This is a genomic window from Cryptosporangium arvum DSM 44712 (assembly GCF_000585375.1).
In the GTDB taxonomy this organism is placed as follows: domain Bacteria; phylum Actinomycetota; class Actinomycetes; order Mycobacteriales; family Cryptosporangiaceae; genus Cryptosporangium; species Cryptosporangium arvum.
This window is the reverse complement of the sequence record NZ_KK073874.1, coordinates 9043801-9064307: the sequence shown is the minus strand read 5'-3', so window position 1 is coordinate 9064307 and position 20507 is coordinate 9043801. Positions and strand designations below refer to the sequence as shown.

The following is a 20507-nucleotide window of genomic DNA, read 5'->3' as shown; positions in this document are numbered from 1 at the left end:
CGACGACAGGAGCGCCGGTGAGCGAGCAGGACCACGACCGGGTGGAGCGAGAGTTGTCGCTCCTGATCCGGCAAGCGCGGACACTGATGGTGACAAGCGCGTCCACGGTCCACGCCGGGCTGGAACTCAGTGCGTACGCCACCCTTCGGTTGCTCGACACCGAAGGACCGCTGCGGGCGTCGACGATCGGGGAGCGCTTCGCACTCGACAAGTCGACGGTCAGCCGCCAGTTGAGCCGGCTGATCGATTGGGGTCTGGTCGAGCGGACCCCGGACCCGTCGGACGGTCGGGCGCACCTCGTGGCGATAACGCCCACCGGGCACGCCCGGCTGACCGGCGTCAGCCAGCAGCGCAAGGGTGAGGTCAGGCGGCTGCTGGAGCAGTGGGACGAGAAGGACGTCGCTGAGTTCGGTCGCCTTCTCGAACTCTTCAACCATTCAAACAGCTGAGGCTGGGGAAGACTGTGGTCAGGTGAGTGACGCCTGACGAGGAGAGAACACGGGTGCGACGCAGAAACTGGCTGGCGATCCAGGTCGAGGTGATCGCCGGCCCCGGCGGGCCGCTCTGGCCACGGCCGGGACGGCTGTTCGCCGTGGCGCGCTCGCATTCGTTCGCCGAGTTCGCCGCGGCCGTCGACTCCGCGCTCGGCCGGTGGGACCTGCCGAAACCCGCGCAGTTCGTGCTCGAGGACGGGCCGCTCGAGGACACCGAGCTGACCAAGATCGGTGAGCTCAACCAAGGCGACACGTTCGCGTACGTCTTCGACCGGGACGACGCCTGGCAGCACCTGTGCACGGTCATCGAGCGCCCGTTCGACCCGCGCAAGACCCTGCTGGGCGAGCCACCCGAACTCCCCACCGCGTACTGGGGATGGGGCGCGTTGCCCGACCAGCACGGTCTGCGCTGGGTGAAGGACGACGGCCACAAGCCGGGACCCCGTCAGCCCGCGCAGCCGTACGACGACCTGCCCCCGCTGCTACCAGGTTGGGGGGCGGTCAGCGAGTAGCCGCTTCTTGTGGCTGCTCCGGCGCAGACCGGTCACCAACGCGATCACGCCTCCGATCGTGATGCCCAGGCACGGCAGACCCATCAGCGCCGCCAGCCCACCGCCGATACCGCCGGCCAACTGGCCGAGTTCGGGCGCCCGGCCCACCGCGTACGTCGGCGCGCTGCAGTTGATCGTGTAGGCGCCGGTCGTGCCGACCGCCAGGTTCGTGACGTGGACCCACTGCTTGCCGTTGCGCGTGAACGAGAACGTCCCGCTCGGGCTCGTCGTGGTGACGCGCTGGTCGACGGTGCAGTCGGTAGCGGCGGTCTCCGGCACGTAGACGGCGTACTTCCGGCCCGCCTCGAGCTGTACCGACGACTGCTGCTTGCCGGTGTACGTGCCGTCGAAGTCCGGCACGGAGTTCGTCGCGGTAACGATTCCGGCGACGAAACCGCCGACGCCGATCAGCGTGAACAGCACGGCGATGCCGATGGCGACGCCGTACCAGCGGCGTCGCGGACGAATTTGTCGGGGGTCCATGGCTCAATCGTGGGGAAGGGCGGGTGTGCTGGGAACGGGCACGCCGCTTACCCGACAGGGCGCTGCGCCAGCAGGATCCTGCGGTGGAAGCCCCGCGAGAGCCCGACGATCAACGCGAGGAAGAAGGCGATCGTGATGCCCAGGCAGGACAACGTGATCAGCCCCGTCGCGCCGAGCGATTCCCGGAACTGGTAGTCGCTGTGGGTGAACTCATCACTGAGTGCGTACCGGGAGGCTTCACACTCGATCACGTTGTCCTTCGAGTAAGTGACGACGAAGTTGCCCACGTGGACCCACTCTTGCCCGTCCCGGGTGAACCTGACCGCCGTCTCCGCGATCTCGCCCATGTCCGCCAGGCCGACCACGCAGCTTCCGGGCGAGTCCGCCGGGATGTAGAGGGCATAACCATGGCCGCCCGCCAGTTGCTGCTCCGTGGCACCTTTGTCGGAATAGACCTGGAATTTCGGGATGATACTGATGGCGGAAGCGTGGCCGACGCGCTCGCTGACGATCCCTGAACCGACGAACAGGACGCCGATCGCGACAGCTATGGCGTACCAGCGGCGGCGGGGACGGAGACGGCGGGGATCGAGCGGCTGCGCCATCGGGCGAGGATCCCAGCCGCGGCGCGGACCACGCCCGGCGGGGTGCCCTTGCCTCCGTCGGGCAAAGTTGAGTGGAATACACTCAAGTTTGTTGCCGTTGCTCGGATCGAATAGTCCTCTGTCTGACGGGAGCTCCGCAGCTAGCTATGAACGCTGAGATCCTCACCACCAAGAGCCGCGAAGTGCTGGCCACTGCTCTGTCCGCGGCGTCCGAGGCCGGGCACGCGACGATGGAGCCGGCGCACCTGCTTACCGCGTTGCTCGATGTCGACGGGTCTACCGCGCCGGCGCTGCTGCGTGCGGTCGGCGCGAGTCCGGACGACGTCCGGGCGCGTGCGACGGCCGCTCTCCGCCGGATGCCGAGTGCGTCCGGTGCGAGCGTTGCGCAGCCGCAGGTCGCCCGTTCCACCCTCAACGCGATCGAGGCGGCCGAGCGCATCGCGAAGCCGCTCGGCGACGAGTTCGTCTCCACCGAGCACCTGCTAGCCGGTCTGGCGAAGGCCGGCGGCGAGGTGTCCGACTGGCTTCGCAGCGTGGGCGCCGGTGAAGACGCACTCGTCAGTGCCTTCACCACGGTCCGCGGCGGCAACCGCCGGGTGACGTCGCAAGATCCCGAGGGCACCTACAAGGCCCTGGAGAAGTACGGCATCGACCTCACCGCACGCGCCCGCGAGGGCAAGATCGACCCGGTCATCGGCCGTAACTCCGAGATCCGGCGCGTCGTGCAGGTGCTGTCCAGGCGCACCAAGAACAACCCGGTCCTGATCGGTGAGCCCGGCGTCGGCAAGACCGCGGTCGTCGAGGGCCTCGCCCAGCGCATCGTCGCGGGTGACGTGCCCGAGTCTCTGCGCGACAAGCGGCTGATCTCGCTGGACCTCGGCGCGATGGTCGCCGGCGCGAAGTACCGCGGCGAGTTCGAGGAGCGGCTCAAGAGCGTCCTCGAGGAGATCAAGAGCTCCGACGGGCAGGTCGTCACGTTCATCGACGAGCTGCACACCGTCGTCGGCGCCGGTGCCTCCGGCGACTCGTCGATGGACGCCGGAAACATGCTCAAGCCGATGCTGGCCCGCGGTGAGCTGCGCATGGTCGGCGCCACCACGCTCGACGAGTACCGCGAGCGCATCGAGAAGGACCCGGCGCTCGAGCGTCGCTTCCAGCAGGTGCTGGTGGGTGAGCCGAGCGTCGAGGACACCATCGGGATCCTCCGGGGCCTGCGCGAGCGCTACGAGGCGCACCACCGTGTGCGCATCACCGATGCCGCCCTGGTCGCCGCGGCCGCGCTCTCCGACCGCTACATCACCTCCCGCTTCCTGCCCGACAAGGCGATCGATCTGGTCGACGAGTCGGCGTCCCGGCTGCGGATGGAGATCGACTCCCGTCCGGTCGAGATCGACGAGAAGCAGCGTGCCGTCGACCGGCTGCGGATGGAGGAGCTGGCGCTGGAGAAGGAGTCCGACGCCGCCTCGCTCGAGCGCCTCAAGCGCATCCGCCAGGACCTGGCCGACCGGCAGGAGGAGCTCGCCGAGCTCAACGCCCGCTGGGATCAGGAGAAGGCCGGCCTGAACCGCGTCGGTGAGCTCAAGCAGCAGCTCGACGACGTCCGCGGCCAGGCCGAGCGGGCCCAGCGCGAGGGTGACCTGGCGCAGGCGTCCCAGCTGCTCTACGGGCAGATCCCGAACCTGGAGAAGGAGCTGGCCGAGGCGGCGAGCAGCGCCGAAGCGGTCAAGCCGATGGTCAAGGACGAGGTCGGCCCGGACGACATCGCCGACGTCGTCGCGCAGTGGACCGGCATCCCCGCCGGCCGCTTGCTCGAGGGCGAGACCGCCAAGCTCCTGCGCATGGAGGACGAGCTCGGGCAGCGGCTGATCGGGCAGAAGGAGGCCGTCTCGGCGGTGTCCGACGCGGTGCGCCGGGCCCGTTCCGGCGTGGCCGACCCCGACCGTCCGACCGGTTCGTTCCTGTTCCTGGGCCCGACCGGTGTCGGTAAGACCGAGCTGGCCAAGGCGCTGGCCGAGTTCCTGTTCGACGACGAGCGCGCGATGGTGCGCATCGACATGAGCGAGTACGGCGAGAAGCACTCGGTCGCTCGGCTGGTCGGTGCGCCCCCCGGTTACGTCGGGTACGAGGAGGGCGGCCAGCTCACCGAGGCGATCCGGCGGCGTCCGTACACGGTGCTCCTGCTGGACGAGGTCGAGAAGGCCCACCCGGACGTCTTTGACATCCTGCTGCAGGTGCTCGACGACGGCCGCCTGACCGACGGCCAGGGCCGCACCGTCGACTTCCGCAACACGATCCTGGTGCTCACCTCGAACCTCGGTTCGCAGGCGATCACCGACCCGCACATGGACGACAAGGGTCGCAAGGACGCCGTGATGGAGGTCGTGCGGGCGCGGTTCAAGCCCGAGTTCCTCAACCGGCTCGACGACGTGGTGGTGTTCCACTCGCTCGACACCGAGGAGCTGACCCGGATCGTCGACATCCAGCTCGACCGGCTGGGTTCGCGGCTCGCGGACCGGCGCCTGACCCTGGAGGTCAGCGCCGCGGCTCGGGAGTGGCTGGCGATCGGCGGGTTCGACCCGGTATACGGCGCCCGGCCGCTGCGCAGGCTGGTGCAGTCGGCGATCGGTGACCAGCTCGCGCGCGCTCTGCTCGCCGGTGAGGTCGTCGACGGCGACACGGTGTACGTCGATGTCGACGCCGAGCGCGACTCGCTCGTCGTCAGCAGCGAGCCGATCATTCAGCTCTGAGCAACACGAAGGGGGCCCCGCGGACGCGGGGCCCCCTTCGGCGTCCTAGAAGGTCGCGGTGTCCGGGTTCGAGCCGAGGCGCCCACCGGGCAGCGCGCTGATCGCGGCCATCTGGTCGTCGTTCAGCTCGAAGTCGAACACCTCGAGGTTCTCCCGGATCCGCGACGGCGTCACCGACTTCGGGAACACGATGTTCCCGAGCTGGACGTGCCAGCGCAGCACGGTCTGCGCCGGTGTCCGGCCGACCTCGTCGGCGATCGTCGCCAACTGCGGCTCCTCGAGCAGCCCCCGGCCCGAGCCGATCGGGCTCCACGCCTCGGTCAGGATGCCGTGCTGCGCGTTGAACGCCCGCAGTTCGTCCTGGGGGAAGCCCGGGTGCAGCTCGATCTGGTTGACCGCCGGGACCACGTCGGTGTTCTCGAGCAGCTTCTCCAGGTGCGGCCGGTGGAAGTTCGAGACGCCGATCGCCCGTACCCGGCCCTCCGAAAGTACCTTCTCCATCGCCTGGTACGCCTCGACGTACCGGTCCTGATCGGGCCGGGGCCAGTGGATCAGGTACAGGTCGATGTACTCCAAACCGAGCTTGCGCAGGCTGACGTCGAACGCCTCGCCGGCGCGCCCGTGGTCGGCGTTCCACAGTTTCGTCGTGACGAAGATGTCCTCACGCGCGATGCCGGACTCCCGGATCGCCTGGCCGACGCCCTCTTCGTTGCCGTACGCGGCCGCCGTGTCGATGTGTCGGTAGCCGGTCTCCAGCGCGAGCCGGACCGGCTCCACGACCTCGTCCGGCGGGACCTGCCACACGCCGAAGCCGAGCTGCGGGATCTGAACTCCGTTGTTCAGCGTCAGGTTGGGCACGTCGCTCATCGTCGGTCCTTCCATTGATCGGTAAGGACCAAGGATCTCCCGAGCGGGCGGGCCGAAACCTATCGGGTGGGCGTCTGACCGGCGATCGCCGCACGGATCGCGGCGGTCTCGGCGTCCTCGGGGCCGTAGGCTGCGACCAGGTCTCCGTTGCCGCGGTCGAACTGGGCCACGAACGGACGGCCCTTGGCCGCCCCGAGGTACGCCACCGTCGGCTTGCCGTCCGCCGCCCACGGCACCCGATCCCTGCTGGCCGCCGCGGTGCGGATCATCGAGCGCCACTCGGAGACGTCCCGGTCGGACGGCGTCCGCTCGTACCAGCCGGGACCGCTCGCGTCGAGCGTCGCGGTGACCTCGGAGTCGGTCATCTTCGGGTCGTCGCAGCCGATCGCGCCGGGCAGGCAGGCGACCGCCTCCGGCGCCGGTGCCACCGCGCTCGCGTTCGCGCTGACCTGGTACGACGTCGTCGAGCTTCCCGCGCCGGGTGCGGTCGCAGTCGCGTAGAACGACTGCCACGCCTTGGAGATGATCCGGCAGCTGACCGTCGCGGCACCGGCGGCGGCCACCGGCGCGCGGCCGGAGCGGCAGCGGCCGAGCACCTTCTGCCCGCCCATGACCTTGCCGTTGAGGACGGCCGTGACCGGCGAGTCGTCGGACGAGTTCAGGATCTTGCCGGTGATGATGCAGCTCTGCGCGGTGCAGGAACTCTTCAGCGGCCCGTCGAACTTCAAGCTCCGGTAGGAGTCGAAACTGCCAGCACGCAGCGCGGGCAGCGTCAGCGCGACGTCCCGGGAGATCTGCGCGGTGGCCGCGGCCGGTGTGAGCGCGATGTTCAGCGCCGAAGCCCGTTCGCCGCCGGTGATCAGGTCACCTTCCACCCGGACGATCTGGTACGGCTTGGTGACCGTGACCCAGGCCGACCCGGCGTTCGCCTCCACCCGGCGCGCCTGCACGCCGTTGACCTCGCTCGGGGTCGGCATGCCGTCCAGCTGCAGGGAGCCGAAACCGGAGTCCAGGAGCTCGCCCAGTGCCTTCGGGCGCAGCGTCCCGGCGAGGTCGATGCCGACCGTGCCGTCGTCGACCGCCACCCAGGCCCGGTCGTAGGTCTCGGCCCGGTTGTCGGTGCCCCACCAGGGTGCGCGGGCCCGCACGTAGGTCGTCGAGTCGACCACGAGCACGTCCCCGACCGTGCCGTTCCGCTTGACCTTCCCCGCCCCGTCGCCGGCGCCGTTGAGCCTGACGTCGATCGAGACGTTCTGGCCCGCGGCATCCTTCACCGTGCCGGTCACACGGACGCCAGGTGCGCTCTCCAGCGTTGACGCCGCCGTCCGGAGGTGGTTGGCCACCGAGTCGTAGGTGACCATCTTCCCGTCGATCGGGCTGCAGCCGGCCAGGGCCAGCGCGCCGATCGTCAGGCTCGCGAACAGGACGGACCCCCGGTACCGCAAGCGGTCACACCTCCCGGGTCGCTGCCGGCTTCTCGTCCGATGCGTCAGTTTACGGACGCCAAGAATCGGACTCACCGTAGCTACCCCCCGCACCCGTTCACGCAGTAGCCGGGACATTACGGGCTACCGCTGGATTCCCTCCTCCATGATCCGAAGCGAACGCGCCTCCGGATTGGTTCGTCGGGTAATTGACGCGGTAACCGTCTCGTAACATTGGGTAGCGGGCCGGACCCCTGCGGCACGTATTGGCGCGGGTTGGCAGACTGCCTCCATGGCGCTGTTCGAACGACGGCCCCGCGACCCGCGGGAGAGCATTGCCGCGTTCTGGACGTGGTGGGAGCGGACCAGGGACCAGGTCGGTGCCGGGCTCGACCGCGACGACCTCGGCAAGCTGCACCGCGACCTCACCGGGCGGGTGCGCGCCATCCACCCCGAGCTGGCCTGGGAGCTGACGTCCGGCCGCCAGTCCAAGCACGCGCTGGTGGTGAGTCCCGAAGGATCGCCGGCGCTGCGTCCGGTGACCGAGCGGTGGCTGCGCGCGGGCCCCGGCCCCGACGCCGATTGGGAGTACTACGCGTCCCGCCAGCCCGACCCGGCCGCGTACACCGGGTCGGTGCAACTCGGCGGCCGGCCGTTCCACCCCGGCTCGGCCCGCTTCGGCTTCGAGATCGACCTCGACCGCGCCCGGGTCCACGTCTCGGTCTGGCATCCCGACTTTCCCCGGTTGGACGAGGCGATCCGCCTGCAGGCCTCGTTCCTGCTGCTGGACTGGGCCCTCGGCGAGGACGACGTCGAACGGTGGTTGGGCGAGGTCAAGGTCACCGGCGACGACCAGCCCTACGGTGTCGACGCCCTGCGCGCGGCGGTGGTCGAGTTGTCCACCCACTACCAGCACGGCGAGTGGGTCACGGTCGACGGTTTCGACGACCGCGACCGACCGGTGGCGGTGCGGGTGCGGGTGCCGTTCGCCCGGCTCGACTACCCGCTCTACGACCTGCACGGCCGGGTGCGCATCCCGTTCGAGCCCGGCTCGGCCGACGAAGCCGGTCTCGACGGAATTCAAGCGGGCCTGCTCGGGCGGCTCGGTGACTCGGCGGTGCTCGTCGCGGTGGTGACCGTCGCGAGCGTGCGGACACTGCACCTTTACGCCGACAGCAGCGGGGTCGTACCCGACCAGGTGGCCACCTGGGCGACGCAACAGGCTTCGAACGTGAGCCAGGAATGGCGTCCGGATCCGGGTTGGGAAGCGGTTCGGGGTCTGTACTGAGCAAAAACAGCTGGGTCAGCTGCTAAATGTCGGTTAAGGAATGGCTGAGAGTACGGCAGGGTAAGGGGCCTGAACTCGGCATTTCTCGGCAGAGAGGAACGGCATGAGCTACGACCCACCCCCGCCGTACGCGGCACCACCGCCGCTACCCGGTCAGGCCCCGAAGGGTGCGCGGCCCACCACGGTCACGGCGGCGGCCGGGCTTCTCGTGGGGGAAGCGGTGTTACTGCTGATCAGCGTGATCTTCGGGCTCATCAGCCGTGACACCGTCCAGGACGCCGTCGACAAGTACCTGGACGCTCAGAACGTCTCCAGCACCGGCACCGGTGGCCAGACGTTCGGCTCGGTGATCTCCACCGTCGTCAGCCTGCTGTTCGCGGCCGCGTTCATCGCGCTCGCGCTCGGAGTGCTCCGCGGCGCCAACGTCGCCCGGATCATCTCCTGGGTGGTGTCCGGCCTCGCTCTCTGCTGCGTGAGCGTCGGGAGCATCGGCACCGCGGTGATCTACGCCGACTACCTGCCGGGTGGTTACCTCACGGTGACGTACCTGCTCACGTTCATCGAGCTGGCCGGCTTCATCGGCATCATCGTGCTGCTGGCGCTGCCGGCGTCGAACGCTTATTTCCGTAAGCCGGTCGCCGGGTTCTGATCGATCGGACGACGCGGGGCTGACGGCGCGAAACCGTCGGCCCCGCTGCCATTCTCGGGGGGCATGTGACGACTGCACTGGTGACCGGAGCCACCGCCGGTCTGGGCGCGGCTTTCGCGCGGGCGCTCGCGGCCGAACGCCGGGACCTGATCCTGGTGGCGCGAGACGGCGACCGGCTGGCCGCCACCGCGAAGGAGCTGACCGAGAAGTACTCGGTCCAGGTCGAGATCCTGCCGGCCGATCTGGCGTCCGACGACGGGTGCGCGCGTGTCGAGGCCCGGCTGGCCGACGCCGAGCGCCCGGTCGAGTTGCTCGTGAACAACGCGGGTATCGGGCTGCGGTCGGGGTTCGTCGAGAACTCGGTCGCCGACGAGGAGCGCATGCTGGCGCTCAACGTCCGGGCCGTGATGCGCCTGACGCACGCCGCGGTGCGGGGCATGCTCGAGCGCGGACACGGCGACGTCCTGAACCTGTCGTCGGTGGCCGGGTTCGGACCCACCTCGCCCGGGTCGACCTACTCGGCCACGAAGGCCTGGGTCATCACGTTCAGCGAGTCGGTGCACCTCGCGCTGAAACACCGGGGCGTGCGGGTGATCGCGCTCTGCCCCGGTTTCGTCCGCACCGAGTTCCACCAGCGGGCGGAGATCCCGACCGCCGACATCCCGGACGTGCTCTGGCTCGACGCCGACGACGTGGTGCGCGACGCACTGGCCGACCTGCGGCGAGGGCGGCCCACGAGCGTGCCGAGCGTCCGCTACAAGGTGCTCGGCGGGATCGTGCGCTACGCGCCCCGCCCGATCTTCCTGCGGGTCATCGGCCGGGCCGCGAAAGCCGTCGGCCGCGGCCGACCGGAGGCGACCGGAACGCGCCGATGATCGCCGTCAACGAAGCGCCGGGACCGACGGGCTTCGCTCGTAGCCGAACGTAGGGCGCCGACGACCCCTCGGGGTCGAGGGTGGGTCCATGCGACTACTCGTGCTCGGAGGAACCCAACTACTCGGAAGCGCGGTGGTGCGGACCGCGCTCGATTCGGGGTGGGACGTCACCACGCTCACCCGAGGCCGCCACGGAACGCCGCCACCCCCGGTCGACGCCCGCTTCGGGGACCGGAACACCACCGCCGGTCTGGACGCCCTGGGCGACGACGAGTGGGACGTGTGCGTCGATACCTCGGGGTTCGTGCCCGCGCACGTGCGCCTCGGAGCGGAACGCCTGGCCGGTCGCGTCGGGCGGTACGTGTTCGTCTCGACCGTGAACGTCTACCCGGACTGGCCCGACAAACCGCTGGGACCGGGCTCGCCGGTCAGCGACTGCCCGCCCGACGCCGGCCCCGACGACGGAAGCTACGGATACCTGAAGTCGGGGTGCGAGCGGGCGGTGCTCGCGGCGTTCCCGGACGCCACGACGATCAACCGGTCCGGGCTGATCTTCGGTCCGCAGGACAACATCGCGCGGGTGTCGTGGTGGGTGAACCGGGTGGCCGAGGGAGGCGAGGTGCTGGCGCCGGGACGCGCGGACCAGGCGATGGCGCTCATCGACTCCCGGGACATGGCCGAGTGGATGCTGACCGCCCCGCCCGGCGTCTTCAACGTGAACTCCCGGCCCGGGACACAGACGTTCGGATCGTTGCTGGCGACAGCCCGGGAGGTGACCGGCTCCGACGCTCGGTTCACCTGGGTCGACGACCAGGTTCTGCTGGACGCCGGGGTGGAGCCGTGGACCGAGATGCCGCTCTGGCTGCCGACCGCCGGCCACGCCTGGGACATGGGGGTGTCCGGCGCCTACGAGACCGGGCTGCGGATTCGCCCGCTGGCCGAGTCGCTGGCGGACGTGTGGGAGTGGGTGCGCGAGCACGGCCTGCCGACCGGAGAAGGCGCCGAGCGGGCCACCGAGCAGGAGAAGCGTCTCACCCGCTCGCGTGAACGGGAGATCCTGGACAACCTCTAGGCTGACGACGTGGCCGATCGTGATGAGCTCCTCGCCCTGATCCGTGACCTCGCCGTCGTGCACGGCAAAGTGACCCTCAGCAGCGGCAGGGAGGCCGACTACTACGTCGACCTCCGGCGGGTGACGCTGCACCACGCGGCGGCCCCGCTGATCGGTGGGGTGCTGCTCGACACCACCGAGAACCTGTCGTACGACGCGGTCGGCGGGCTCACGCTCGGCGCCGACCCGGTCGCCACCGCGATGCTGCACGCCGCGTCCGCCCGCGGCCGGAAACTCGACGCGTTCGTCGTCCGCAAGGGCGAGAAGGCCCACGGGCTCCAGCGGCGGATCGAGGGCCCGGACGTGGCCGGTCGGCGGGTGCTCGCGGTGGAGGACACGTCGACGACCGGTGGAAGCGTGCTGACGGCCGTCGAGGCGCTCCGGGCGGCCGGCGCCGAGGTGGTCGGCGTCGCGGTCGTCGTCGACCGCGGCGCCCGTCCGGCCGTGGAGTCCGCCGGCCTGCCCTACTACGCCGCCTACTCCCTGGCCGAGCTCGGCCTGGAGTGAGCGGAGTACGTCACGCCGGCTGGGGGGCCTGCGTGCGGACGTCGTTGAGAGACTTCTGCATCTCGTCCTTGTACTTGTCGGGCGACTGGAACCAGACGCCGACCTGGTAGGTCAGCTCGCCGCCCGGCTTCTCGGCGAGGAAGTGGCTGATCGACAGGGCGTAGAAGCCGTCGTCGTTCTTGGCCGTCTCGGCGTACGTCGTGGTGGCGTCCGACTTCTTGAGGATCGCCTCCTCGTCGTCGTCGAACCAGGCCTCGGTCATCGTCGTCTGCTCGGTCGCGATGCACCCGGTGGCGCAGCGCCGCAGCATGATGTTGAACCGCTGCTGGTGGCTGGTGCCTTCGGTCTTGACGCAACCCCAGGCACTGGCGTCGGGGAGCTCGTCGATCGAGCCGCGCAGGCAGCTCCACCCCTTGGGGAGCCGGAAGGCGAACGGCCAGCCGTTCAGGGCGAGCAGCTGGGTCTGGTCGTCGTCCTGCCAGGTCGGCCCGATGACGCTCGCCGTCTCGGCGTCGGCCTGGAGCGTGGGCGTGGTGTCGGGCAGCGGCGAACGGCTCGGCGTCGGGCTCGGCTTGGCGGTCTGCGCCGGCAGCGGGCTGGTCGACGGTGACTTGTCCGCGACGGACTTCACCGGCTTCTTCTCGTCCCCGCTGTTGATGAACACGACCGCGAAGCCGGCCGCGACGATCACCAGGGCGGTGACCGCGGTGATCAGGCCGATCAGCATCCCGGCGCCGCGTCGGTTGGAGCCCTCCGGGGGGACCGAACCGTACGAGCCGTCGGGCTTGTTGGGGTCGCTCGGGTTGTACGGGGTGGCCGGGTCGTACGGGGTGGCCGGGTCTCCGTACGAGGACGGGCCGGGCTCCGCGTAGTAGCCGGCGGGCTGGTTCTGGTAGCCGCCGGAGGAATAACCGCCCGGCTGGGGCTCACCGGAGACCGGGGCGTACTGGTCGGGGATGCCGGACGCCTGCGATGGCTGGCCCATCGGCGTGGAGAAGGGGTCGGACATCGGCGGCGCCGAGGCCGGGGGCGCCGAGGCCGGGGGCGCGGACTGGTTCAGCGGCGACGAGAACGGGTCCGAGAACGGCGACGGCTGGGGCGGGCCGGACATGGGCGGGCTCGACATCGGCGGGCTCGACATGGGAGACGCTGACATCGGGGGGCCGGACATGGGCGGGCCGGACATGGGCGGGCCGGACATGGGCGGGCCGGACATGGGCGGGCCGGACATGGGCGGGCCGGACATGGGCGGGCCGGACATCGGGGCGGCCGACATGGGGGGCGCTGACATCGGGGGCGCTGACATCGGGGGCGCTGACATCGGGGGCGCTGACATCGGGGGCGCTGACTGGGGGGCGGCTGATGGCGGCGGGGAGTACTGCTGCTGCGGCGGTGCCCACTGCTGGGCCTGCGCGCCGGCGAGCGCGGAGCCGATCATCGCGGTGGGGTCGGCACCGGGCGGAAGTGCCTGCGGGATCACGTGGAGGATCCGCTCGACCCCCCGGCGCCCGGGCTCGAACCGACTCGCCACCCACGGCCGCCCGCCCTGCACGTCACCCGCGTGCGCGGCGACGAACTGGGGATCAGCCGGGTTGACCGAGGCGCGGTCCCGGTTGACCAGGTCGCTGAACGCCGACCGCCAGGCCGGATCGGCACCGGCCTCGGGGGTGAGCGCGACCATCACGATCGGCCGGCCGGACTGGTCGAGGCCACTGAAGAGGTCGGCCACCGCCGCGTGGTGCACCAGGCGGACTTGGGTGAACGCGCCTAACTCGTCGCCGGGTTGGGTCATCGAACTTCTCGCTCCGCTCGCTTCCGTACGTGACCCGCCCGCCGGGACCAGCCATTCGGCCTTCGGTAGAGGTCAGCCCGGACGAGGCTACACGGCTATCGCACCTCAGGAACCAGTTGCGTCCCGGCCGACAGCCCGGTAACAGACCCGAAACGCGCCTACGGCGTCTGAGTCCGGATGTCGTTCGCCACTTTTTGAATCGCGGCTCGGTCGGTGTGCGGACCCGACCCACGCACGACGACCTGCCAGCGCAGCGGCTGGCCCGGCTCGGAACCGAAGAAGTGGCTCACGAACAGGCTGTAGACGTTGTCCTTCGGGTTCGCGACCTCGGTGTACGAGGTGGTGGCGTCACCCTCGATGAGGGTCCCGGAGGCGATGTCCCGGTTCATGAGTTCCTGGGTCTCGGAATCGCACGGGCTCTCGCAGTCGCGGATTCCCACCGCAACCGAGGAGCCGTTCGTCCGGCCCGGCGGACGGCACTCGACGCCGTCGTTGTTCGCGCCGTCGATGACCATCGCCTCGTCGCAGAACCAGCCGACTGGAACCCGGAACGCGAACGGCCAGCCTTCGCGCTGGATCAGGTCGGTCTGCTCGCCCGAGTCGAAGATCGAGCCGGTGACGATGACCGGGAGCGCCTTCCGGAAGGCCGGGAGATCGGCGTCGTCGTTCGGCTGCTCGCCGTTGCGACTGGGGCCCGGGGCGGCGTTCGAGTCGGGGAGCGGTGCGTTCGAGGTGGCGGCGCTGTCGACCTGATCGTCGCCGGTGGCCAGGAAGATCGCGGCTACACCGCAGAGCACGACGACGACGACCGCCAGGAAGGCGACGAGCGAGAGGATCACGGTGCGGGCACCGTTGCGGCGGGGTGGTGGGGGGAGCTGAGGGCGCGGGAACGATCCGGTGTTCCCCCCGATTGGTCCGCCGGGTCCGCCGGGGCCGCCGGGGCCGCCGGGGCCGACGCCGCCCGGCCCGCTGGGCCCGCCTGAGCCGACGTGCCCGCCTGAGCCGACGTGCGCGCCTGGACCGCCTGGACCGCCTGGACCGCTGGGACCGCCTGGACCGCTGGGACCGCCTTGACCATGCCCGCTTTGGCCCGGGCCGCCGTGCCCGCCAGCGCCGTGCCCGCCAGCGCCTGGTCCGCCAGGAGTGCCTGGTGCGCTGAAGTTCGCGGCGGCGGGGCCGGTGGGGCTCGGGCCGCCCGGGCGTTGGGGGATCGGGCCGCCGAGGCCGGAGACGGGTGGGGGTGTGTGCGGGATCGGCACGGTCGGGTTGTGAGCGCCCGGAGGGAGCGGACCGAGTTTCGGTGCTCCCTCGGAGCGAACGGCATCAGCCGGGACGCGGCCCGGGGTGCCGGGTGTACCTGGTGATCCGGGTGGCGGCGATCCGGCCGGCGCCGGAGACCCCGGCCCCTGCACCGGAGACCCCGGCCCTTGGACGGGAGACCCCGGCCCCTGGACCGGAGTCCCACCCGCTGCCTGCGGGGACCCACCCGCTGCCTGCGGGGACCCACTCGCTGCCTGCGGCGACCCACCGGTGACCGGCGGAACGACCGGCGACCCGAGCCCGGCACCCGCTGCCCCCGAGGCCGGCGGCCCACTCGCCGCATCGGCCCCCGCCTGCGGGGTTCCGGTCCGGGACGTGCCGGTCTGGGACGCGTTCTGCTGCGGGGTACCTGCTTGGCCGGTGCCGCCCTGGAAAGCACCCGTCTGCGAGCCACCGGCCTGAGGGTCACCGGATTGAGAGGCGCTGGATTGAGAGCCGCCGGACTGAGAGGTGCTGGTCTGCTGGGCGCCCGCCAGCGGGATGCCCGGCGAACCCGGCGGTGGAGGCACAGACACTGGGGAACCGGTCACGGGGATCGGCTCGACGGGCTTGGCGTCGCTCACCCCGGCCGCGGGTGCGGTCGCCGGCTCCACCGCGGACGGCGCGCTCGACGACGTCGGCACCGGTGCATCAGGGCCGGAAACCGGTACCGGCGCACCATCGGGCGGCCCCGGCGCCGGGTGATAACCCGGCACGCTCACCTGCGCCGGAGGCCCGGATGCGAACTGCGCCGGCGGCCCGGACGCGAACTGCGCCGCAGGTGGCCGCTGCCCAGCAGCGACGTTCCCTCCAGGCGGCGCGTACGCACCCGGCCCGGGGGGAACACCCGGCCGCTGCGGCGCGGGACGGTGCAGCAGCTGGCTCGGATCCGTGCCCTCCGGCACCGCGCCGGGAAGCGCGGACAGGATGCGTTCGGCGCCGCGCTTGCCGGGCACGATGCGGGATGCGGCCCAGGGACGTCGTCCGTATAAATCGCTGACGTGCACCGGAACGTCGAGCGGGCCGAGCGTCGTGGCGTCTTTCGCGACCGCGTCGGTGAATTCGGCCGACCAGTTCGGGTCGCGTCCGGCCTGCTCGGTGAGCGCGATCAGCACCACCGGGCGCCGTCCGTTGCGTTCGAGGCCGGTGAAGAGCTCGACCGTCGGCGTGGCGTGGACCAAGCGCAGACCGGTGAACGGTCCGAGATCGCTCGCCGACGTCGTCATTTTCGTTCTCCGCCTGGTCCTGTTCCGAGGCCGATGCCACGGCTGAGCTGGCTGGAGACTAGCAGCGCGGAGCCAGCCGGGTCCGGTGTCCGGGTGTGCCCGGTCGAGTATCCGACAACGCTCAATGCGCCGGCGGAGTCGTCACCGGTTCCTTCTTCTTTCGGCGGCGGTCCCGCACGAACTCGACCAGCACCGGCAGGATCGACAGCAGGATGATGATCGCGATGCCCGGCACCAGGTACTTGTCGATCGGGAACGTCGCGTCGACCACACCACCGAGGAAGTAGCCGAGGAGCACGATTCCGTCGGTCCACAGGATCGCGCCGACCACGTTCCAGATGAAGAACTGCCGGGTGGGCATGCCGAGCATTCCGGCGACCGGGTTGAGGAACGTCCGCACGATCGGAATGAAGCGCGCGAACACCACGGCCTTCGCGGGGCCGAATTTCTCGAACGCCTGCTCGGCTTTCTGGACGTAGATGCCCTTGAAAAGCCGTGAGTTCGGCCGGTCGAACAATCTCCGGCCGTACTTCCTACCGAGGAAGTGACCGAACTGAGCGCCGGCGATCGCGAAGAGCGGTCCGCCGATCAGCAGGCCCGGCAGGCTCAGCGAGGCGCCGACGATCGACGCGCCGGTCGCGGAAGCGGCGATGCCGGCGAGGAACAGGAGTGAGTCGCCGGGAAGGAAGAAGCCCACCAGCAGGCCGGTTTCGGCGAACAGGATCACCCAGATGCCGAAGACGCCGAACTTGGTGATCAGCGACGCCGGGTCGATGAAGTCCAACGGGCCATCGGCCAGCAGCTGGTTGACGGCGAGGACGGTCTGAGATACCTGCACGGCCCGAGGCTACCGTGACCTTCCTAGGGCCCGACTGAGTGAGTGCTGTGCGTTACTTGCTGTTCAACCGGGTTAGCGTGTGCAAGTGGCAGAGCGGCTGATCGTGGTGGGAGCCGACGCGGCGGGCATGAGCGCCGCGAGTCAGGCGCGTCGCCGGCGTGACCATCGGGACCTGCAGATCCTCGCGTTCGAGCGGGGCGTGCACACGTCCTACTCCGCGTGCGGCATCCCGTACTGGATCGGTGGCCTGGTCGAAGACCAGGACGACCTGGTCGCGCGTACCCCCGAGCAGCACCGCGAGCGGGACATCGACGTGCGCACCGGCCACACCGTCACCGGCATCGACCTGGAGCGGCGGACGGTCACGGTGGACGCCGAGTCCCATCACTTCGACCAGCTCGTGATCGCCACCGGTGGCGAGCCCGTGCTGCCCGACTGGCCCGGCATCGACGGCAAGGGCGTGCACGGCGTCCAGACGCTCGACGACGGTGACGCGGTCAGCGCGACGCTCGTCGAACGCGGCGCGCGGCGCGCGGTCGTGATCGGCGGCGGTTACATCGGGGTCGAGATGGCCGAGGCCCTGATCCGCAAGGGGCTGCAGGTCACGCTCCTCGAGCGGTCCCCGCAGCCGATGACGACGCTCGACCCCGACATGGGGGAACTGGTCGCCGCGATGCTCGAGAAGTTCGACATCGACGTCCGCACCGGCGTCACGGTGCATGGCGTCGAGCTGGACGGAGACGGTTGGGCGAAGTCCGTCACCACCGACGCCGGGGAGTTCCCGGCCGACATCGTCGTGCTCGGGCTCGGCACGCGGCCACGGGTGGAGCTCGCCCGCGCCGCCGGGCTGCCGATCGGTCCCAGCGGCGGCATCGTCACCGACCGGCGGATGCGGGTGCCCGGCCACGAGGGCATCTGGGCCGCCGGTGACTGCGTCGAGGTGCGTCACCGCGTCACCGATCAGCCGGCGGCGATCCCGCTGGGCACGCACGCCAACAAGCAGGGCCGGGTCGCGGGCATCAACATCGGTGGCGGTTACGCGACGTTCCCCGGTGTGGTCGGTACGGCCGTGACGAAGGCCTGCGACCTGGAGATCGCCCGTACCGGGCTGCAGGAGAAAGAGGCCGAGAAGGCCGGGTTCGCGTACGTCACCGCGAAGATCGAGTCGCACAACATCGCCGGCTACTACCCCGGGGCCGAGAGCATGACGGTCAAGATCCTCGCCGAGCAGGGCACCGGGCGCCTGCTCGGTGCGCAGATCGTCGGCGGTAGCGGAGCGGCGAAGCGCATCGACGTGCTGGCGGTCGCGCTCTGGAACCAGATGACGGTCGACGAGATGACCGGTCTCGACCTGGGTTACGCGCCGCCGTTCTCCCCGGTGTGGGATCCGGTCCTGGTCGCCGCGCGCGCCGCGTCGGACGCCGTGCGGAGATAGTCAGACGCCGTGCGGAGATAGCCGGTCCACCAGGTCGTCGACCTGGCCGTTCAGGTCGGGCCAGGGGAAGTTCGGCCGGGACTGGCGCAGCATGACGGTGCCGTGCAGCGAGCACCAGAACTGCACGGTGAGCATGTTCGCGTCGACGTCCGGCGGCACCGCCTGGCGCACCCGCTCCAGCACCGTGTCGTAGGCCCGGGAGCCCAGGTAGGTGTCGCCCGGCGGCATCCGAACGAGCTCGGACTGGAACAGCACCTGGTAGCGCGCCGGGTCGTTCATTCCGGCGTCGACGTAGGCGTGCGCGATCGCCCGCACGCGTGCCCACGGGTCCAGGCCGGCCGTGGTGGCCGCCGCCTCGACCTCCTCGACGAGCATGTCGAGCCAGTGGTTCTTCACCGCTCGCACCAGCGCGTGCAGATCCTCGAAGTGCAGGTAGATCGACGTGGTCGCGATGCCGACCTTCCGGGCGACCGCGCGGAGCGACAGCGTGCTCAGGTCGCCGGTCTCCTGGAGCAGCGCGGCCGCCGCGGCGACGATCTCGCCCTTCAGCCGTTCCCCTTCGCCGCGCCGCGAAGGCCGCCTGCGTGGGGACACATCCGTCGTCATGCGTCAAGTCTATCGACGATTGACAGGCGTAGCACTACAGGCGTACACCTACAGCCGTAAGGCTACGGTCGTACACCGAAGGAGGGCCCGATGGGGAAGACCGATCGACACCCCAGATGGACGCTGGCCGTCGTCTGCGCCGCCGTGTTCATGCTGTTGCTGGACCTGACCGTGGTCGCGGTGGCGCTGGGTGACCTGCAGCGTGACTTCGACGCCGACCTCGCCGACCTGCAGTGGGTGGTCGACGCCTACACGTTGCCGCTCGCGGCGCTCCTGCTCACGGCGGCGACGCTGGGCGACCGGATCGGCCGCCGGCGGATCTTCGCGGCCGGGTTGGTGCTCTTCACCCTCGGCTCGCTGCTGTGTGCGCTGGCCTGGTCCGCGCTCTCGCTGGACGCGTTCCGGGCGTTCCAGGGCGTCGGCGCGGCGCTGTTGTTCGCCACCGCGGTGCCGCTGATCGGGGCGGCGTTCCCCGAGCCGCGCAAGCGGGCCGGAGCCATCGGCGTCTTCGGCGCGACGCTCACCGGCGCCACCGCCGTGGGCCCGCTCGTGGGCGGAGCGCTCGTCGACGGCCCGGGGTGGCGCTGGATCTTCCTGATCAACGTGCCGATCGGCGTCGCGGCGCTGGTGGTGACGTGGCTGCGGCTCACCGAGTCGCGTCCGGAGAACCCGCGTCGAGCCGACTGGCCGGGCACCGCACTGCTCACCGCCGGCTTGTTCGCGCTCCTGCTGGGGCTGATCCGGGGGCACGCGGACGGATGGTCCTCGACGCGGATCGTCGCGCTGTTCGTCGTCGCCGGCGTATTGCTTGTCGCCTTCGTCGTGCGGCAGGCCACGGCGGAGCAGCCGATGATGGACCTGAGCCTGTTCCGATCTTCGATGTTCACCGGCGCGGCGATCTCGGTGTTCACGATCTCGGCCGTGCTGATCGGGGCCACCACCTACCTCTCGCTGTACTTCCTCAACACGCTCGGCTACACGCCGTTCGAGGCGGGCCTGCGGTTCCTGCCGCTGACCGTCGCGTCGTTCGTCGCGGCGCCGCTGGCCGCGCAGCTGTCGCACCGGGTGTCCCCGCGGCTGGCGATCGGGGGAACGGTGCTGGTGGCGGCCGTCGGCATGGCTCTGATGACCGGGCTGGACGGTGACTCGGCGTGGACCGCGCTGATCCCCGGCTTCGTGGTGGCCGGTCTCGGCATGGGCGCGCAGGGTGCGGTCGTGACGCAGGCCTCGCTGAACGCGGTGGAACCGGCGCGGGCCGGAATGGCCACCGGTGTCGTGAACACCCTGCGGCAACTGGGCGTCGCGGTCGGCGTGGCGGTGTGGGGTGCGGTGTTCCAGGCCCGGGTCACCGACGAGATGACGTCCCGGCTGGACGGGTCGCGTGAGCTCGCCGACGCGGTCGGGGCAGGGGCGGGCCTGCAGGTCCTGTCGGCCGTGCCGGTGCAGGCCCGGGGGCTCGTCGAGGCGGCCGTGCGGGAGGCCGGTGCCGCCGGTATCGCCCGGCTGATGCTGCTCGGCGCGATCGCGGCGGCCGTGGTGGGCGTCGCCGTGGTGCTTTTCGTTCGAGTGCCCCGCCCGGTGCCCGAGGTCGTCCACGAAGAGGAGACCGTTTCGGCGTGATGCTTCCCGCTTTGCGGTGCTGGGCGGCTGCGACGCTCGTCGGCGGCAAGGAATACTGCGAGATCAGAAGACCGCGACCCCGAGGAGTGC

At 70.6% G+C, this 20507-nt stretch carries 19 protein-coding genes; 11 read left to right on the top strand and 8 right to left on the bottom strand.

The window, feature by feature from the left end:
- The first annotated feature begins 17 nt into the window (after positions 1-17).
- Positions 18-449 carry a MarR family winged helix-turn-helix transcriptional regulator gene (locus CRYAR_RS41755; protein WP_035859309.1) on the top strand — a complete coding sequence of 144 codons (432 nt, stop codon included), beginning with the start codon at positions 18-20 and terminating at the stop codon, positions 447-449.
- Positions 450-502: 53 nt separating this feature from the next.
- Positions 503-1006: a hypothetical protein gene (locus tag CRYAR_RS41750; RefSeq protein ID WP_051571783.1), complete on the top strand. Its 504-nt coding sequence runs from the start codon at positions 503-505 to the stop codon at positions 1004-1006.
- Here the strand turns inward: CRYAR_RS41750 and CRYAR_RS41745 are convergent.
- Both CRYAR_RS41745 and CRYAR_RS41740 read right to left on the bottom strand, forming a co-directional pair.
- Entirely contained in the window at positions 977-1528 is a 552-nt protein-coding gene (locus CRYAR_RS41745; protein ID WP_157018509.1) for a hypothetical protein, read from the bottom strand. The genes CRYAR_RS41750 and CRYAR_RS41745 overlap by 30 nt on opposite strands.
- A gap of 47 nt (positions 1529-1575) precedes the next feature.
- Positions 1576-2133 (bottom strand): hypothetical protein, encoded by a 558-nt coding sequence (locus tag CRYAR_RS41740; RefSeq protein WP_035859307.1) that lies wholly within the window; start codon positions 2131-2133, stop codon positions 1576-1578.
- A gap of 146 nt (positions 2134-2279) precedes the next feature.
- Between CRYAR_RS41740 and clpB the strand changes: the two genes are divergently transcribed.
- Positions 2280-4880 (top strand): ATP-dependent chaperone ClpB, encoded by a 2601-nt coding sequence (gene clpB, locus CRYAR_RS41735; protein ID WP_035859302.1) that lies wholly within the window; start codon positions 2280-2282, stop codon positions 4878-4880.
- Positions 4881-4925: 45 nt separating this feature from the next.
- Here clpB and CRYAR_RS41730 read toward each other — a convergent pair whose 3' ends face one another.
- Both CRYAR_RS41730 and CRYAR_RS41725 read right to left on the bottom strand, forming a co-directional pair.
- Positions 4926-5747, bottom strand: a complete 822-nt coding sequence (locus tag CRYAR_RS41730; protein WP_035870023.1) for an aldo/keto reductase — start codon at positions 5745-5747, stop codon at positions 4926-4928.
- Between the two features lie 59 nt (positions 5748-5806).
- Complete coding sequence (locus CRYAR_RS41725; protein WP_035859299.1) at positions 5807-7192, bottom strand: hypothetical protein; 1386 nt, start codon at positions 7190-7192, stop codon at positions 5807-5809.
- Between the two features lie 271 nt (positions 7193-7463).
- Between CRYAR_RS41725 and CRYAR_RS41720 the strand changes: the two genes are divergently transcribed.
- From CRYAR_RS41720 to pyrE, 5 genes are all read left to right on the top strand, one after another.
- Entirely contained in the window at positions 7464-8459 is a 996-nt protein-coding gene (locus CRYAR_RS41720) for a hypothetical protein (RefSeq protein ID WP_051571781.1), read from the top strand.
- Positions 8460-8562: 103 nt separating this feature from the next.
- Positions 8563-9108, top strand: coding sequence for a hypothetical protein (locus CRYAR_RS44420; RefSeq protein ID WP_051571779.1), 546 nt, complete (start codon positions 8563-8565; stop codon positions 9106-9108).
- Between the two features lie 65 nt (positions 9109-9173).
- Positions 9174-9983, top strand: coding sequence for an SDR family NAD(P)-dependent oxidoreductase (locus tag CRYAR_RS41710; RefSeq protein WP_035859277.1), 810 nt, complete (start codon positions 9174-9176; stop codon positions 9981-9983).
- A gap of 88 nt (positions 9984-10071) precedes the next feature.
- Positions 10072-11055, top strand: a complete 984-nt coding sequence (locus CRYAR_RS41705; RefSeq protein WP_035859275.1) for an NAD-dependent epimerase/dehydratase family protein — start codon at positions 10072-10074, stop codon at positions 11053-11055.
- Between the two features lie 9 nt (positions 11056-11064).
- A complete protein-coding gene (pyrE, locus tag CRYAR_RS41700) occupies positions 11065-11601 on the top strand; it encodes an orotate phosphoribosyltransferase (protein WP_035859266.1) in 537 nt (178 codons plus the stop codon).
- Between the two features lie 10 nt (positions 11602-11611).
- Here the strand turns inward: pyrE and CRYAR_RS47865 are convergent, their stop codons facing one another.
- Together CRYAR_RS47865 and CRYAR_RS41685 are read right to left on the bottom strand one after the other, a co-directional pair.
- Positions 11612-13393, bottom strand: coding sequence for a hypothetical protein (locus CRYAR_RS47865; RefSeq protein WP_157018507.1), 1782 nt, complete (start codon positions 13391-13393; stop codon positions 11612-11614).
- A gap of 158 nt (positions 13394-13551) precedes the next feature.
- Entirely contained in the window at positions 13552-14232 is a 681-nt protein-coding gene (locus CRYAR_RS41685; RefSeq protein ID WP_035859263.1) for a hypothetical protein, read from the bottom strand.
- A gap of 1030 nt (positions 14233-15262) precedes the next feature.
- On the opposite strand from CRYAR_RS41685, the gene CRYAR_RS50530 reads away from it, so the two are divergent.
- The gene (locus CRYAR_RS50530; protein ID WP_281174670.1) at positions 15263-15397 is read left to right on the top strand and encodes a hypothetical protein; all 135 of its coding nucleotides are present in this window, start codon (positions 15263-15265) and stop codon (positions 15395-15397) included.
- Positions 15398-16039: 642 nt separating this feature from the next.
- Here the strand turns inward: CRYAR_RS50530 and CRYAR_RS41670 are convergent.
- Complete coding sequence (locus CRYAR_RS41670) at positions 16040-16756, bottom strand: DedA family protein (protein WP_035859256.1); 717 nt, start codon at positions 16754-16756, stop codon at positions 16040-16042.
- A gap of 85 nt (positions 16757-16841) precedes the next feature.
- Between CRYAR_RS41670 and CRYAR_RS41665 the strand changes: the two genes are divergently transcribed.
- Positions 16842-18191, top strand: a complete 1350-nt coding sequence (locus CRYAR_RS41665) for an FAD-dependent oxidoreductase (RefSeq protein ID WP_035859254.1) — start codon at positions 16842-16844, stop codon at positions 18189-18191.
- On the opposite strand, the gene CRYAR_RS41660 is transcribed toward CRYAR_RS41665, so the two are convergent.
- Positions 18192-18797: a TetR/AcrR family transcriptional regulator gene (locus tag CRYAR_RS41660; RefSeq protein ID WP_035859252.1), complete on the bottom strand. Its 606-nt coding sequence runs from the start codon at positions 18795-18797 to the stop codon at positions 18192-18194.
- 90 nt (positions 18798-18887) lie between these two features.
- On the opposite strand from CRYAR_RS41660, the gene CRYAR_RS41655 reads away from it, so the two are divergent.
- Entirely contained in the window at positions 18888-20417 is a 1530-nt protein-coding gene (locus tag CRYAR_RS41655; RefSeq protein ID WP_051571771.1) for an MFS transporter, read from the top strand.
- The last annotated feature ends 90 nt before the right edge of the window (positions 20418-20507 follow it).

Excerpts from the sequence above, each read along its gene's own strand:
- CRYAR_RS41745 (WP_157018509.1), bottom strand. The coding sequence starts at position 1,528 with ATGGACCCCCGACAAATTCGTCCGCGACGCCGCTGGTACGGCGTCGCC.
- CRYAR_RS41740 (WP_035859307.1), bottom strand. The coding sequence starts at position 2,133 with ATGGCGCAGCCGCTCGATCCCCGCCGTCTCCGTCCCCGCCGCCGCTGG.
- clpB (WP_035859302.1), top strand. The coding sequence starts at position 2,280 with ATGAACGCTGAGATCCTCACCACCAAGAGCCGCGAAGTGCTGGCCACT.
- CRYAR_RS41730 (WP_035870023.1), bottom strand. The coding sequence starts at position 5,747 with ATGAGCGACGTGCCCAACCTGACGCTGAACAACGGAGTTCAGATCCCG.
- CRYAR_RS41720 (WP_051571781.1), top strand. The coding sequence starts at position 7,464 with ATGGCGCTGTTCGAACGACGGCCCCGCGACCCGCGGGAGAGCATTGCC.
- CRYAR_RS44420 (WP_051571779.1), top strand. The coding sequence starts at position 8,563 with ATGAGCTACGACCCACCCCCGCCGTACGCGGCACCACCGCCGCTACCC.
- CRYAR_RS41705 (WP_035859275.1), top strand. The coding sequence starts at position 10,072 with ATGCGACTACTCGTGCTCGGAGGAACCCAACTACTCGGAAGCGCGGTG.
- CRYAR_RS47865 (WP_157018507.1), bottom strand. The coding sequence starts at position 13,393 with ATGACCCAACCCGGCGACGAGTTAGGCGCGTTCACCCAAGTCCGCCTG.
- CRYAR_RS41660 (WP_035859252.1), bottom strand. The coding sequence starts at position 18,797 with ATGACGACGGATGTGTCCCCACGCAGGCGGCCTTCGCGGCGCGGCGAA.
- CRYAR_RS41655 (WP_051571771.1), top strand. The coding sequence starts at position 18,888 with ATGGGGAAGACCGATCGACACCCCAGATGGACGCTGGCCGTCGTCTGC.